Genomic DNA, 15505 nt, shown 5'->3' with positions numbered 1-15505 from the left:
TAAAAAAACGAGCTGTTTTCTCAACAGCTCGTTTTTTACACTATTTTTTACAATTTATTATTCACCCGCAAAGGTAACCTTAACGAGGTGTTTGTCAATTTCCCAACGACCAGTACCGTCTTCACCAATCACATCGAACAACTCAAGGATACGTCTTGCAACAAACTCCTCTTCTACTTGCTCTTCCAAGAACCATTGTACAAAATTAAAAGTAACATAATCCTTCGCTTTAGCACATTTATCGGCGATGTTGTTGAACTGTTCAGTAACAAACATCTCTTGTTCCAATGTTTGTTCAAAAACGCCACGGAACGATTCAAAATCTTGAGGGATACCTGTAACTTCCGGAGAAATTGCACGACCACCGCGGTTGTTGATATAATTGAAAAGCTTCAACATGTGCTCGCGCTCTTCGTTGGACTGCTTTGCAAAAAATTCTGAAGCATTTTCCAAACCTTGATCATCACACCATGAAGACATTGCCAAATATAAGGCTGAAGAATGAGCTTCAACTTTAATCTGTGCATTCAATATATTTTCGATCTCTTCTTTCAAAGAAGATTTTAATTTCAATAAATCTTTCATATTTACCTTAAGTTTAATTTCTAAAATATCAACAGGTGAAACACATTATCACCTGATTACACTACAAAGATACAGTAGATCTTCAAAATCTGTATCAAGAATATGCAATACAAATTCAGTCTAAATTAGACATGGAAACCGCAACTTGTTTAGAATCAATACAATTACAAATACGTAATATTGATACTTTCAATAAGCGATAAATTAAAACAATAAGTGGCTTAAAGGCCTAAAAATCATTGAATGTCAATAAAACCAGCGGGCGGCCTCATTGACACTTATTTAAATTAAAATTAAATAAGGTCTTTCCAAACAAAAAGCGGTGTACATCACAGACGTACACCGCTTTTTTCAATTCGTTTATATGTATAGCCTTATGCAAAAACTGCAAATGGCGAAACCTGCAAACAAGTTCTAACGACGCTATTCAGTTCCATCATAAATTTAGCGCCATCTAACAATTCGCGCAACTGAAGTACTTCCTCTACAGCTAAGATGAAACATCTTTCCGTACGGAAAGGCATGATGATTTCAAAATCCGATGAACGTGTTGTATCGTGAAGCATGTGCTCAACATCAATCGCATCGATACGTTTCTTAAACTTCAAAAAATCCGATACCGAGAAAGAGGTTGTTTCATTATTATATTCCAACCAGAAACAATTTTTGCGGCTACATTGATAGACTGTACCCGCTGTGGTTGAAAAAACTTCCTCAACATTTGCTAACGGACAAACCAATTCTGACATTTCTATTTCCCTTATCATTTAAATCGATCAAAAATAAATATTATTTATAATCAATCCAAGTAAAACAGAAGATTATTTTGATTTAATATAAATAAGCCTACCAACAACTCATGCAAAATAAATCCTTCCTAATTTCGCATGGATCAACAGACCTGAAAATCCACGCAAGGTTCTTACTAGCCAATTGCAATAGACGGGTAAAAAAAAGGAGGTCAGTAGCAACTGACCTCCTGTATGTATTTCTATATTTTAATAGTTATTAATCGTATTCTTCTTCCTCTTCTTCTTCCTCTACGGCAAGAACTTCATTACGCCCATTGATAACTGTATTTTTCGTCTTTGTTTTATGTTTGTTAATCTGTCTACGCAAGGATTCTACAGCAATATCTGTCGCCTCCTCAAAGCTTTTCGCTTGCCCTTTCGCAAAAAGCTGGCTTCCCGGGATATTCAATTTAATTTCTGAAATTTTATTTGCCTCATCATCGACATTTTCCAATCGCAGGTAGCATTCGCCCCCAATAATGGAATCCAAAAACTGCTCCAATTTTCCTGTTTTCTTTTTGATAAACTCGATTAGCTTTTGATCAGCAGTAAATCGAATGGATTGCACAGTAATGTTCATTTTTCCTCCTTTTTTTAAGCTTTTGGATGAGCTTGTTTATAAATTGACTTCAATCGTTCTGCTGAGTTATGCGTGTACACTTGTGTTGCCGCAAGCCCTGCATGCCCCAGCAGCTCTTTAATTGCATTTAAATCCGCCCCATTGTCCAACAGGGCCGTTGCGAAAGTATGTCTCAAAATATGAGGACTTCTCTTACCTTGAGTAGAAATCAGCGTCAATTGCCGATGTACAATATCATAGATCAGCTTGGCATATGCCGGCTTTCCTTCTTTCGTAACGATTAGTAAGCTGTTATTAGTATCAACAAATTGCGTCGCCTTTTGTTGCAAATAGTTTTTCAATTCTTTCAATAAAAGATTATTGATCGGAACCAAGCGTTCTTTGTTCCTTTTACCTAATATAAGAATATTTTTATTAAAAAAATCGATATCCTGCTCCTTAATTTTCAACAATTCGGCCAAACGAATCCCGGTACCGAACAACAATTCCATAACCATATAATCGCGACAGGATTCAAATCCATCCTGCTCCTGTTCCATTTGATCCAATAAACGCACCAGCTTTTCCTTTTCAACGACTACAGGTAGTTTTTTAGCAGTTTTTAACGCTTTAATGAGCGTCATGGGATTTTTCGCGATACACTCTTCTCTTTGCAAAAATTTAAAATAAGTTCGCATTGAAGACATACTCCGGTTGACTGAACTTGCATTTTTTCCGGACTCTACCATTTGCGCGAAATAATGACGTAAATCACGGTATACGATATCCTGCACAGTCAGTCCCTCACGATCCAAAAAAGACTGGAACATCTCCAGCTCATGCTTATAGGCAATAACCGTATGTTCTGAATACCTTTTTTCAATCTGCAAAAACCGAATAAACTCCTTTTCCAACATATTTTCCCTTGCTATATAGCTTAAATTACAAACTTAAAAGCACAAAAAAAAGGGAAAAGCATTGCTTTTCCCTTTATATTTTAAAATTCTCAGCGAATCAATTAGTTAGCTACATCTTGATTCAAAGATTGTTTGTAAATCGCTTTTTTCACTTGAATGCGACGAGTTACAGATCTCTTTTCGTAAGCTTGACGTGAACGCAACTCTCTTAAAACTCCAGTTTTTTCGAATTTCTTTTTGAAACGTTTCAATGCTCTATCTAAAGATTCTCCTTCTTTTACATTTACGATAATCATGCGTTATATATACCTCCTTTCGCCGCTTTTAAATTTAAAGTGGGACAAAGGTAAGCTATTTATTTTTAAAAAGGAAAACAAAATTATTTTTTATAACAATTCGAATTCTTCCAACAAAATTCTTAGCGGTTTCTCCTTCGTACACAATGCCGTATGCCAACCCAATTGTTTTGCTGTCGCCAGATGTTGAGGACTATCATCAATAAATAAAGTCTCCGCCGGATCCAATTGTTGCTCTTGCATGACTAATTCAAAAATCTCCGCATCAGGTTTGCGCATCCCTACCAAATGAGAGTAATAGGTCTTTTCAAAAAAACCTTCATTGTCGGCAACACCATATTTCTCATGAATATCATTCATACAATAGGCATAATGAATTGCATTGTTGTTACTTAACAAAAAGGTACGGTATCGATCTTTCAACTGGACTAAAATCTCATGATTTCCCTGTGGTACACCGATCAGTAAACTGTTCCAGGCCGTATCAATCTGTGCGTCCGTCAGTGCTGGATTTTGGGTTAATTCTCTTATCCCCTCACGAAATTGCGTCGAATCAATTTTTCCTTTATCAAAATTATCAAAAAGTGCACTTTGACCATGATGTCCAAATACGGCATCAACATTTTCTATACCTAACTGAGTAAAAGCATCTTTCAATTTTACAAAGTCGATCATAAAGATCACATTCCCATAATCAAGAACAATATTTTTAATTTTTTCCATCGAATTATTTTGAAATATCGATACAAATATCGATAATTGCATCGTCAAAACGGCACAACAGCTGTTTAAATTGACAAAACAAAAGACCTGCTCCTATAGCTCAGTCGGTTAGAGTAGAAGACTCATAATCTCATGGGCTAAGGCACTAAAAAAGAGTTTTTTAGTACTGAAAACCTCTCCTAAAGGTAGAGGAAATTTCAGAAAGGTGAAAACTCAAAAATTTTGAGCATATTTGTCAATTTTTGACAAATAAAATAACATAAGCGCCTATAGCTCAGTTGGTTAGAGTAGGAGACTCATAATCTCTTGGTCGCTGGTTCGAGCCCAGCTGGGCGCACAAAAAGCCGTTTCAGAAGAAATTTTGAAGCGGTTTTTTTTTCATTTCTCTGAGCCGATTTCATCGGCGAAGCGGTCACGGGCAAACCGCCCTGTAGGCTGGTTTTACATAGTTTTTTGTTAAACTTCACGCAAAAATGTAACAAATATGTAACAGCATTTTGCGTGGCAATTGGAAAAATTATGGCAACCGTAAGCGCAAAAGTTTATGCCCACCACAAGAAAGCCGATGACACTTACAACGTGAAAATCTGTGTCTATCACAAAGGCGAAAGAAAGTTTATTGACACCGCACATTATGTAGTCAAGAAACAACTCACGAAAGATTTAAAGATCAAAGACCCTTTCATTCTGGAAAAGGTCAATGACGAGCTCAAAGAGCACCGGAAAACGATTAGTGATTTGGACGACCGTCTTGACTACTTTACCGCCGAATCACTGCGGGATTACCTGCGTGATAAGGATGAGAACATCGACTTTATTAAGTTTTGTACCCAACACATCGAACGCCTAAAAAAAGGAGGAAAAAAAGAAAAAGGAACGGCAAAAAATCAAAGCACTGTTCTCAACAGTTTGATAGATTATTTCAAACGTCCAGTTGTATCCATTAAGGAAATCAACTCCAATATGCTGGTAGCGTATGAACGATACCTACGATCAGAACGGACAATGACACGTTACAATCAATTGGGTAAAGCTGTTACCACTACAAAAAAAGGCTTAAAAGATAGTGGACTTCATAACCACATGAGAGATTTACGCACTTTATTCAATGCTGCACGAGAACTTTATAATAATGAAGACCTCGGCATTTATCGCATCAATCATTACCCATTCAAGAAATATAAGGTTGGTTCACCACCCCTTACTAAGAAAAGGAACAATACACTTGAACAAGTATTGATTATTAGGGATTGTGTCACCAAACCCGGAAGCCGTGCGGAGTTGGCAAAGGAACTTTATATGCTTTCATTCTACTTATGCGGAATAAATGCAGTAGACCTTTACCAACTGACAGATCGTGAAATTAGAAATGGTCGTGTGGACTATAATCGGTCTAAAACAGAGGATAAGCGCAAAGACAATGCATTTATCAGTATCAAGATCATTGATGAAGCAAAACCTTTATTAGAAAAATATTTAGGTCAATTATCAATTCGATATTCAAGTAGCGACTGCTTAAATTGGGCGTTGTGTAAAGGCATGGAGCAATTACGTAAATTGACTGGCATACCCGAACTTACTTTGTATTGGGCGAGACATACATTTGCTAATACAGCAAGGAATGATTGCCGTATGTCCAAAGACGACGTAGCTCTTGCTCTCAATCACGTTGACGAGGGCAATCGCACAACAGATATTTACATTGCCAAAGATTGGAAAATTGTGGATGACGTACAACGGAATGTCATTTCGCTGTTAAGAAAAATCGAAATTAAGGTGACGAAGAAAGTACAAAAGGAGAACGAAACAAAAAAAATCGCCGCTTAATAAAATAGAATGGATTACATGGGAATAATTTTCTCATGTAATTCTTTATAAATATTTAAACACTTAAATTTGTTAGACCATGAAAAATGTAATGTGGTTTTTTATTACCTGCATCATTGCAACGATTGGGTTCTTTGCAGCTTTATCTATGAAAACTCCATGGGTAGGGTTTGCGGTCGCTTTTGGTATATGGTTTATATTTATATGGACTACTACGAATTCAAAAAGACATAGACGTTAATATGAAGCCTTACCATTTTTCAAACAGAGAATAAATATAATAGCGTGCTTTAAGTAATCAAAGATTCCTTCATACATAACCACGGACTTAGTCCGTTTAATGATTTGTGTGGGTGATTACTGTTATATCTATTTGCCATTCGTAGGAAATGGCATTGACTTCCGGTAGTGATCCAAACAGGTACGCATCCAAGACATCCTCTTTAAAGGTTCGATTTAGTCTTTCAATATAAACATTCAGCGAAGGCTTACCGGGTTGTATAAATTGTAGTTCGACGTCATTTTCTTTGCAAAAATCAACAAAAACTTTTGAGAGAAACTCTGGTCCGTTGTCGGTTAGGATACGTTGAGGCTTAGGCCGAGAAAGGATTAATTCTTTCAATTTCTGAACCAGCCTGATACCCGGAATCGAATAGAAAGCTGTAACCAGCTAAAGAAGGGGAGCCAATTTTTACGATCTTTAAAAACATTTAATCGTTTAAAAAATTCACGGAGTATCTCTCTACGTGTTGGTTTGATAAGTTCTCCTTTTGTATCTTTCCACCCGTAAGAAGGAGGCTGGAGTACATGATCCAAGAATGACATAATAACAATAATTTTTAAAATTTAAACGTGCACTTTTTTTGACTCATTTGTTACTGGTTACAATTATAATAAATTCATAAAATGTTAAAAAAAATAGTTTTTCTTAACATATAGGGTTGTAACTCTCCTTTATAACAAACTTTAGGAAATAGACATTACCATATCTTAAGGATATACTCCCTGGTTTACCTGCAGTCTCATAACGCTTTACCCGTTCAAGAGGCATTTTTGATCATTTTTCATAATATTAGAATTTGGTAAGGCTAGCGACTTTATAGGATACATTCTTAACCTCGTAACTGAAAATCATTATCACAGAAATCAATATTGCATTTCTTCGCAATGAAACCCTAACCCAATAACGATATTTAAAACATCAGTTTTTTCAAACTGACTCCCTTCTACTCTTAAAACTTTATCACAGTCTTCTAGGTCAACAGTAATTATAAAGTTTTGATAATTTTTCAGTAAGGCTTTAATTACTTCTTCCGCATTGTCCTTATTTAATATATTTGTTTTAAAAACTGCTATCATATGTATTAATCTGTTAAATTTAAAAATATGATGAAATAACCAATCTGTTTGTTGTATTAAATAGAGATAGTAAATCATCAATTGAAATATTTGCATTAATAGTTTGTATCTCACATTTCTACACAATAGATTTCAGTTTTTTCATTTTTTCCCTTCAGAAAAATGCTGTCGATTATTTCCACATAAAAACTATTGTTACGCATTATCCATTCTGCGATATTTACGGATACTAAAAGATTCTTCCGAACTTTACTGCATTGATCCAGTATCCTTGCGCATGTGTTGAGTATATCACCATGATATACAATATCTTTTTTTACTGTATGAATTTCAGTTGCAGTTACGGTGCCTGTATGTATAGACGCCCTGAATGACGGCATCATACCAAATTCTTCTGTGAAATCTGCTTCATTCTTTTTCAATCCGTTCATAAAATCAAAGAAAAGGTATATAGGTGCCAATGATTTTTTTGCCTTTTCCGAACTCCAGAAAAGAACAGCCTCATCACCTACAAACTGATAGACCTGCGCATCATAGCTGACCATACTCTCTGAAAGTATCTGAAAGCACTTCTGTATTAAATGACTATACTTTAGATGGCCTATCTTTTCAGCTATCTGAGTCGAAGAAGCCATATCAATAAAAATAAATGTAAGGTCTTCTTCTACAGGTCTGTGATATTTTCCAAATAAGGCGCCTGTAATCGCTTTCGGTCCCAAATAATCTGCAACGGTTTTAGCCATATTCATAAAAATGCTAAACCCCATACTGTACAAATAGAGGGAAAGAAATGAAGGTGATGTCAAAAAGAACATGAGTTGCCGCATAAGCGATTCTGGATTACGTTTGTGTATTATAAATAAGGCAAATACTAAAAAAACAGATATTGCAACAATTACAATCACCAGTGAGATTAAGGTGTATTTAAAGAATATAAACTTGCCAAATGCTAAACGTTGTAGCCGCGGAAAAATCCTAAAATCAAGAAACGCGAATCCGATAGCGATAAAAATCCCCATATAAATAGACATCGGCCAAATCGCGCTCCTAGTTTCCTCATCGAGATGCGTGAACTCTTTCATTCCTGCTGTTTTTACAAAAACAAAAAGGACCATACCTACCGCATATATACCTATGAGTGCTGCCGAATATAATCGCTTGTCCTTTGGAAGATAAAATAGGCCCATTTTTTAAAGTTGTATTATAATCGTTTTGAGGGATACTTACTTTATTTCATTCTAAACGGATTGAATGACAACCCAAGGTTCAAATAGAAAGATGACTGCGGTCTGATATCTAGAGCATAATTATTAAAATTCTCATTCTTTTCAAAAACCCTGCCGGTTGGGATGCTTTTTATACCTGATTTTATCGTCCCTATAAACGATGCCCCAAAGTTATGTTCATACATCATGCCTGAGTTGATCTCGATCTGCTGATATTGAAATCTTTGGGAGTCTCCATACAGATCATAAAGATAAAAAGTAGTCCCGTCCAGTTCACTCCCGATAGAGAACCGTCCATTTTTAAGCATTCCCTTCCGCATATAAACTCTTTGCGGCAGGATAATATCGGCCATCCATCCATTTTTGAACTTATGTTCATAAGAAAATGAAGGGAGCACAGGAATGATTGCTGTAGGGTCTATCATGGCAACCAATCCAACCGTCACTTTGGTCTGGGCATTTGCTTTTAACACCAATGTTCCAGTGGCAACTCCTTTCAACCGTTCAAAATTCTTTTCGCTGCCTTCTCCTAAAATGCTACCTGAATAAATAAAGGGTTTCCCAAACAACATTGAAACTCTGGCCACATTCAGTCCCACAGAGTAATAATGATAATCATTGTCATTGTCCTGGTTGCCGGAAAATGGATTTGTACCTGCTGATGAAAACGAACTGTAACGGTAGTTGATCGTAGATCCGAAAATCCAACTGTTTTTTGTAAACAAAGTTGTATTGGCATTTACCCTTAGTTGGTTTAGCCCCTTAACTTTGTTGTCGGGCATTTTGTTGCCCCTTAGTTTTGATGAATACTGATAAGGTGCCTGATAGTTATATTCAATGTTGAATGCCCTAATAGAGGGGAATTTATCCGTTGCATATTGCACCACCTTCTGAGGGATACTGTCGTCCTTCGTCTGAGCGAAGGATGAAGCTGACCAACCAAGGAGTATTATTAAAAGGGCTATTCTTTGATATCTATACATATCTGATTATGTTCGTTATTTGTCTTTGAAAAAAATAAAATGAAAAATCTCATGATTTAATGAAGAATGGTCACGTTTTTTATAAAGATGTTGATTGAAGGCAAATCAGTACTTTTTCTTTAATAAATACTAACCAAGGTTTATCAAGATGCCACTCTGCTCTGAATGTCTGAGGTGAAGCGATAACTGTATTATCTGCCAACCCACTGAAAAATGCACTTTGAATTATTTTGGTACTACAGAAAAGAACGCCTATTCTATAACCGTTCTCATCCATTAAAAAGTTTATTTTGTAATGAAAGTGTTTAACCATATTCAAACACTTTTCATAACATTCGGCAAAGCGGTTTACATCTACCGCCTGCATAAGCTTATCTTCCTGAATTTGTCCGTCGGAAGATGATGTTTCCATTTTTTTTACCAAGGAGAGGTCGTATCTTAAATTCATTTGTATATAACTTTCAGCAAATGAATGAATTTTAGGAATACCTTTTTTTGGTTTTATACCAACCCTATTTATTATTATACCAAATCCACAAAATATCTAAAAGACAGCAAACGTAAATTGTATTAAACGAAGATTTGTGAAACTTAACCTAACACGTTCTAACTCAAAAGTTGTCACTTGGAATTGTCTTTAACTAATGATGAAACGTCATCAGAAGAGGTACTGTCTTTGTGCGGTTGTAGTGTGTCGGAACTAGGGACCTGATTTCCCATCCTCTCTAGCCATTCAAAATTTTCCGGCAGCTCATCCCCCATGAGATATCCCCAGGGTTCCAACCTGTCTATACGGTCAAAAATCACTTTCATGATCGCAATGAGGGGTATAGCCAGAAACATCCCCGAAATTCCTGCCAGCGTACCTCCGATAATAATGCCGACAATGGACACTATCGCATTGATCTGAACCTTTGAATTGACTATCATGGGACAGAGTATATTGTTATCGATAAGCTGGACAATCAGGTTAATGGCTATAACATAGATAATAATCGACAGGTCCACATTGCCTGTCAATGCGACCAGGATGCTTATCACCAGTGCGATCATGACCCCCACATAGGGTATCAGGTTAAGGAGACCCGTTATAAGGCCAAGCATCAGCGCATATTCAAGTCCTATGATAGCAAAACCAATGGCCGAAAGAGCCGATACGCCGATCATCTCCAGCAGAAGGCCCCAAATGTAGCCCTGAACCGAGCGCTTTATCATCGATAAGATTTCTTTTAGTCTTTGCTGCTCCCGTGACCTAAAAAGTTTGGATAAAAATTTCACCAGATGAACCCTGTATAACAGGAACAGGAATACATAAACCGGTACGAGAAAAAAATTCATAAGAGAATCGGTAAAAGAGCTCAGTACGTTACCTAAAATCTGTTTTCCGCTTTCCGCCAGGTCCGTTGCCGTGTGCGCCACAATCTCGTCCTGCCGTATCCTGCTGATGTTCAGGTAAACACTTAGTTTATCCTGTATGTTGCTGTAGTGAACCATCAGATTGCGTTTTATCGCATCGATGTCGTTAACCATATCGGTTACCTGAAGATAAATAAAATAAAACACACCGATCCCGGCCAGTACAAAAAGTGCAACTGTCATTCCGATGGAAAGCAGGTTGGGAAACTTTAACCTGTTTTTGAAAAAGATAGCAACGGGCTGCAATAAAATCGAGAATAGAAGTGCCATGAGCAGGGGGATCAATATATTTTGTCCATAGTATAGGATCAGTGTAATACATATTATTCCCACAAGTCCCAATATGATTTTTGAATAGACCGTAGGTCTGCGGGGCTTACCCATATCTTTAGTTTAGGTTATTTGTTTTTATTTAATGCCCATCTGCGGGACACTAGACAGATGGGCATAACTGTTACTCTTTGATCAATATCTGTATGCGTCCCTCGCTGATATTGTCTGCGGAAGCTTTTAATGTGACCAATCCTTTCTTTCCATTGGGACGTATGATCGCCTGGGCCCGTCCTTTCCAGCTTGCAACGGTAGTGCTGTTCACACTTTCCATGTCCACCGGATTGCCGTTGCCCGTTGCAGCCAGTTCACCCTCACCACTCAATGAAAATTTGAACTTGATGCCATCTGTAGGCACCAAAAGCCCATTCTGATCCACTACCTCAACCTTTATAAATGAGAGATCATTCCGGTCCGGCCTGATCTCGCTCCTATCAGCTGTCAGCCTGACGGCTACAGGCCGTCCCGCCGACCTGAGCGTTCTGCTTCCTATTTCCTTACCTTTTGAATAGGCGGTTGCCTTGAGCTCTCCGGCCTGATAAGGGACCTGAAATGCAGCAATGAACTCTGATCTGTCTGATACAGGACTTTCCCCAATGAGCTTGCCGTTCAGCTCCAGCTTCACCCGGTCGCCCTTTGTAAAGACCCTGACCTGAAGTTTTTTTCCTTCGCTGCCCTGCCACGTCCAGCTCGGCCATTCATCCGGCCATCCCCAGTCGGTGGTCTGTTCCACCATACCATCCGCAATGGGAGCATGTACAAGCATTTCGACAGGACTATTGTCCCACAGGACATCCCTGTAGTACATTGGCGGTTTTTTCTCACCGGTGATATCCAGATCGCCGCTTCCCGAGACAAATACCGCAGGCAACTTTACGGGGGCGGCCGCGAAGCTAGCGATGACATCCATCGGAACACCTTCGTTTACCATATCGGTAATACTTTTTTCCTTCGGCGCATTGATAGATACGTATTTGGTATTCCCGGCATTGGCCTCCCCTAGATAATCCATCGCCGTCCAGACGAAGTCCCCGATCACATAGGGTAGCCGGTCGGCTTTCTCCCAGTACTGATAAGCTTTCAATGGGTAGGATTCACTCCCGTACATCACTCGTTGAGGGTATTTTTTGTGGTCGGATTCATACTTATGGCTTTTATAATTATATCCTACCACGTCCAGCAGTCCCATATGCCCCGCCTGCTCATCCCAGTGGTCTTTGCCGCTGAATATCCCTTTCATGTCGTTCATGCCTTCGGTCACCGGCCTTGAGGGGTCCAGGGAGCGTACCTTGGCCGCAAGGTTTTGGGCGATACGGAATCCCGAGGTATCTGCAGCTTCCATGATCTCATTACCTATACTCCACATGACGACGGAGGGGTGGTTGCGGTTCGTTGAGATCCATTCCTCAACATCTTTTTCCCAGTGGTCCCTAAAAAACAGGTGATAGCCCTGTGGCATGAACTTTTCACGCTCCCAGACATCGTAGAGTTCATCAATAACCAGCATGCCCAGCCTGTCGCACACTTCCAGCAGGTAAGGGGAAGAGGGATTGTGGCTTAGACGGATGGCATTGTAGCCGTTTGCCTTAAGAAGCTCGATCTTACGTTCTTCTGCCCGGTCCAGTGCGACAGCTCCCAACAGACCATTGTCGTGGTGGATGGATCCGCCTTTGAGCTTTATCTTCTTTCCGTTGATCCTAAAACCACTTTGCGCATCGATCTGGATGGTACGGATCCCGAACGCCTGCTCGATACGGTCTTCATTTTCATCCTCGGCATTGATGGCAATAAGGGCCGTATAGCGATAAGGCCGGTCGGGTGACCATAATTGCGGGCGTTCAATTTCTATGGATTGGCGGAGAGCGGCCGGATGGCCTGTGGACACCTGAAGGTTCGTGCGTGAATATCCGACTTTCTGTCCCGAACTGTCAAGTATCGTCACCGAACAATCGACTTCCTTATTTTCCTTGCCCCTGTTGAGCAGGGTGGCCGTTATGTCGACAACCGCCTTTTCCCCGTCTACCACCGAAGGGTTTACAAATACACTTTTGGGTGCTATATGGACCGGATCGGCAAGGGTAAGCCAGGTATGCCTGTAAATACCCGAACCGGAATACCAGCGGGCAGTGAATCCTTCGTTGCTAACCCTTACAGCGACCATATTGGGTTGCCCTGCCGGATTTAAATAAGCTGAAATGTCATACCAAAAAGAGGTATATCCGTTGGGATGATTGCCGACATGCTTTCCGTTTACCCATACATCGGCATCCATATAGACCCCGTCAAACTGCAGGTAGGCGATTTTATTACTGGAAGATCTGTCCAGGGTAAAATTTTTACGGTACCATCCCGTACCGCCAACGGTAAATCCGGTGCCTGTTTTACCCACAGAACTGCCGGAAAACGGACCGATCAGACTATCCGAATTCTTGTCGGTAAGCTTTTCGATGCTCCAGTCATGGGGAAGGTCCAGGCTTCTCCATCCGGAATCATCAAAATCGGGATCCTGGGCATTCGCGGGATCCGCTTTGATAAAGCGCCACGCGCTGTCGAAAGAGTGTTTTGACCCGATGCCATCCTTTTTCTCCCGCACCGAGCAGGAGAGTGTAAGCGTGCATATGATGGCTATCAGGTATAGATTGGAACTATTTTTTTTCATGTTGTAAAAATTGATGGAACGAACTTCCGGTTAAAGGGTCTGTAGATCATCCGGGTGTATTTCCGGTATCCTATTTTGCTGTCCAGCCCCCATCTACGGGCAGTTCGATACCGGTAATGTAGGAGGACTCATCGGAAGCAAGGAAAAGTGCTGCATTGGCAATATCCTGCGATGATCCATAGGTCCCCATGGGGATCCTTCCCAAAAAATAGGGCTGATATTCCGGTGAGGTCAGGAAGGGTTCACTCATTGCGGTCAGGATATTTCCGGGAACAAGGGCATTTACCCTGATCTTGCGAACAGCATAATCGACTGCCGCAGCTCTTGAAATGGCCGATACCGCCCCCTTGGAGGCCGTATATGCTCCTGCTCCGGCAGTTCCCGTTATGGCAGCAATGGAGGACAGGTTGATGATACTGCCCCCGGTTTCCGGCATATGTGGCAGTACCGCCTGCATGCCCAGCATCACGCTGTTCAGGTTGATGGCATAGACCTTTCTCCATAGCTCTTCGCTCTGCAGTTCAAAGGGCTGGCTGGCGGAAATTCCGGCATTGTTGACCAGGATATCTATTTTTCCGAATGTGCCCACTACTGTTGCCACAACATGCCCGAACCAGTTTTCCCTGCTGGATACGTCATGTACCAATCCTATTGCTTCATGCCCTTCGGCCTGGATGTTGTCAATAATTTCAGCCAGCTTATCTCCCTGGATGTCGGTAGCGATCACTTTCGCACCTTCTCTGGCAAAAGTATAGGCAATGGCCTCCCCAATGCCCGAAGCCGCTCCCGTAACGATGGCTACTTTGTTTTTCAGTCTCATGATTATTTTTTTTTAGTTAATACTGTTTTTAAATCGATCCGCACATGGCACAGCTGATGAGAACCTCATTTCCGTCCACCACTTCTTTCCTGTCCCAGTAACCGGTTAAAATCGCAGGTAATACCAGCGCAAATACAAAACCTCCCATGGTAATATTCTTGATGTTCCGGTTCTTCTTACGTCAAGATACCTGATAACGAACCAGTTAAAACATTTTCTCAGCCTAATGTAGCTGGACATAAATTTTGGTCCGCATCGTCGAAATTAGTACCACTGGCATCGATGGTGCTATACTTTGTGAAGTTGTTGCAGCCAGTCATAGAAACGTTCGATCCAGTTGTTTACCGGAAAATGACTGTTCACCATTCCGAACCCATGTCCGCCCCTGGCATAGCCGTGAAATTCTGCCGGTCTTTTTGCATTTGTCCATGAGGAGTACAGGGCAGCACACTGAGGTGCGAGCGCCAGATCATCATCGGTAGCAACACAGATAAAAATAGGCGGGGCATCTTCCCTTACAGTATCCTGTTTTATGTTTCCGATATAGGGGTAAATGGCTGCCAGAAAATCCGGACGGGCATCCTTGTCACAAGCGAGCCCGACAGCTAGGGCAAGGGTGCCGCCAGCGGAAAACCCCATGAAACCAATACGTGCAGGGTCCAGTTTATACCGAGTGGAGTTGCTACCTTTGAGTGGAGACAGATTTGAAAAATAGATTTAAATTTGTTAACAGATGAAAAGAGTATTTGACGATTCCTTTAAGAAAATGGCAGTAGAGCTTTCTTACAGCAAAGGGTCGGTATTAGAAGCAGCAAAAGAACTGGACATGGATGCCAGTAGATTAAGTAAATGGCGCATGGATCCCAGATATAATGGTGGTACCGTATTGCCTAAAAACGACAAATTGAGTCCTGAAGAGCAAGAAATCAGGGAACTAAAGAGGAGATTACGGGATGCAGAATTAGAGAACGCTATCTTAAAAAAGGCGGTGGCCATCTTTTCCAAGGGAGACTG

Annotated in this window: 17 protein-coding genes and 1 tRNA gene; 3 read left to right on the top strand and 15 right to left on the bottom strand. The window is 40.3% G+C overall.

Going from position 1 to position 15505, the window contains the following annotated elements; genetic code table 11:
• Positions 1-57: 57 nt before the first annotated feature.
• The 6 genes from IQ31_RS20355 to IQ31_RS20330 all read right to left on the bottom strand — a co-directional run bounded on the left by IQ31_RS20355 (position 58) and on the right by IQ31_RS20330 (position 3871).
• Entirely contained in the window at positions 58-585 is a 528-nt protein-coding gene (locus IQ31_RS20355) for a ferritin (RefSeq protein WP_145329685.1), read from the bottom strand.
• Positions 586-959: 374 nt separating this feature from the next.
• On the bottom strand, positions 960-1334 hold the full coding sequence (locus tag IQ31_RS20350; RefSeq protein WP_120336218.1) for a DUF6686 family protein: 375 nt from the start codon (positions 1332-1334) through the stop codon (positions 960-962).
• A gap of 259 nt (positions 1335-1593) precedes the next feature.
• Positions 1594-1956, bottom strand: a complete 363-nt coding sequence (hpf, locus tag IQ31_RS20345; RefSeq protein WP_088162635.1) for a ribosome hibernation-promoting factor, HPF/YfiA family — start codon at positions 1954-1956, stop codon at positions 1594-1596.
• Positions 1957-1970: 14 nt separating this feature from the next.
• Positions 1971-2852, bottom strand: coding sequence for a tyrosine-type recombinase/integrase (locus tag IQ31_RS20340; RefSeq protein WP_120336217.1), 882 nt, complete (start codon positions 2850-2852; stop codon positions 1971-1973).
• 101 nt (positions 2853-2953) lie between these two features.
• Positions 2954-3148, bottom strand: a complete 195-nt coding sequence (gene rpsU / locus IQ31_RS20335; protein WP_046672133.1) for a 30S ribosomal protein S21 — start codon at positions 3146-3148, stop codon at positions 2954-2956.
• 90 nt (positions 3149-3238) lie between these two features.
• Entirely contained in the window at positions 3239-3871 is a 633-nt protein-coding gene (locus IQ31_RS20330) for an HAD family hydrolase (RefSeq protein WP_175441966.1), read from the bottom strand.
• Between the two features lie 263 nt (positions 3872-4134).
• Between IQ31_RS20330 and IQ31_RS20325 the strand changes: the two genes are divergently transcribed.
• Both IQ31_RS20325 and IQ31_RS20320 read left to right on the top strand, forming a co-directional pair.
• A tRNA-Ile gene (locus tag IQ31_RS20325) sits at positions 4135-4208 on the top strand.
• A gap of 182 nt (positions 4209-4390) precedes the next feature.
• A complete protein-coding gene (locus tag IQ31_RS20320) occupies positions 4391-5698 on the top strand; it encodes a phage integrase SAM-like domain-containing protein (RefSeq protein WP_167512269.1) in 1308 nt (435 codons plus the stop codon).
• 337 nt (positions 5699-6035) lie between these two features.
• Here the strand turns inward: IQ31_RS20320 and IQ31_RS28270 are convergent, their stop codons facing one another.
• The 9 genes from IQ31_RS28270 to IQ31_RS20270 form a co-directional block, all read right to left on the bottom strand.
• Positions 6036-6320, bottom strand: coding sequence for an integrase core domain-containing protein (locus IQ31_RS28270; RefSeq protein WP_158638930.1), 285 nt, complete (start codon positions 6318-6320; stop codon positions 6036-6038).
• A 524-nt stretch (positions 6321-6844) separates the two neighbouring features.
• Complete coding sequence (locus tag IQ31_RS20305; protein WP_145329681.1) at positions 6845-7057, bottom strand: hypothetical protein; 213 nt, start codon at positions 7055-7057, stop codon at positions 6845-6847.
• A 110-nt stretch (positions 7058-7167) separates the two neighbouring features.
• Positions 7168-8244, bottom strand: coding sequence for an adenylate/guanylate cyclase domain-containing protein (locus tag IQ31_RS20300; protein WP_145329679.1), 1077 nt, complete (start codon positions 8242-8244; stop codon positions 7168-7170).
• Between the two features lie 41 nt (positions 8245-8285).
• Positions 8286-9266, bottom strand: coding sequence for a hypothetical protein (locus IQ31_RS20295; RefSeq protein WP_145329677.1), 981 nt, complete (start codon positions 9264-9266; stop codon positions 8286-8288).
• Positions 9267-9345: 79 nt separating this feature from the next.
• Positions 9346-9678 carry a hypothetical protein gene (locus IQ31_RS20290; RefSeq protein WP_145329675.1) on the bottom strand — a complete coding sequence of 111 codons (333 nt, stop codon included), beginning with the start codon at positions 9676-9678 and terminating at the stop codon, positions 9346-9348.
• A 209-nt stretch (positions 9679-9887) separates the two neighbouring features.
• On the bottom strand, positions 9888-11066 hold the full coding sequence (locus IQ31_RS20285) for an AI-2E family transporter (RefSeq protein ID WP_145329672.1): 1179 nt from the start codon (positions 11064-11066) through the stop codon (positions 9888-9890).
• Positions 11067-11136: 70 nt separating this feature from the next.
• Positions 11137-13671 carry a glycoside hydrolase family 2 TIM barrel-domain containing protein gene (locus IQ31_RS20280; RefSeq protein ID WP_145329669.1) on the bottom strand — a complete coding sequence of 845 codons (2535 nt, stop codon included), beginning with the start codon at positions 13669-13671 and terminating at the stop codon, positions 11137-11139.
• 70 nt (positions 13672-13741) lie between these two features.
• On the bottom strand, positions 13742-14491 hold the full coding sequence (locus IQ31_RS20275; RefSeq protein WP_145329665.1) for an SDR family NAD(P)-dependent oxidoreductase: 750 nt from the start codon (positions 14489-14491) through the stop codon (positions 13742-13744).
• A 288-nt stretch (positions 14492-14779) separates the two neighbouring features.
• Positions 14780-15154 (bottom strand): alpha/beta hydrolase, encoded by a 375-nt coding sequence (locus IQ31_RS20270; RefSeq protein ID WP_280176862.1) that lies wholly within the window; start codon positions 15152-15154, stop codon positions 14780-14782.
• A 70-nt stretch (positions 15155-15224) separates the two neighbouring features.
• On the opposite strand from IQ31_RS20270, the gene IQ31_RS20265 reads away from it, so the two are divergent.
• A partial coding sequence (locus tag IQ31_RS20265; RefSeq protein WP_070565777.1) for a transposase occupies positions 15225-15505 on the top strand: 281 nt, incomplete at its 3' end.

This window comes from Sphingobacterium siyangense (assembly GCF_007830445.1).
GTDB classification, from domain to species: domain Bacteria; phylum Bacteroidota; class Bacteroidia; order Sphingobacteriales; family Sphingobacteriaceae; genus Sphingobacterium; species Sphingobacterium siyangense.
The sequence above is the reverse complement of the archived record's forward strand: the minus strand, read 5'-3'. Positions and strand labels throughout refer to the sequence as shown.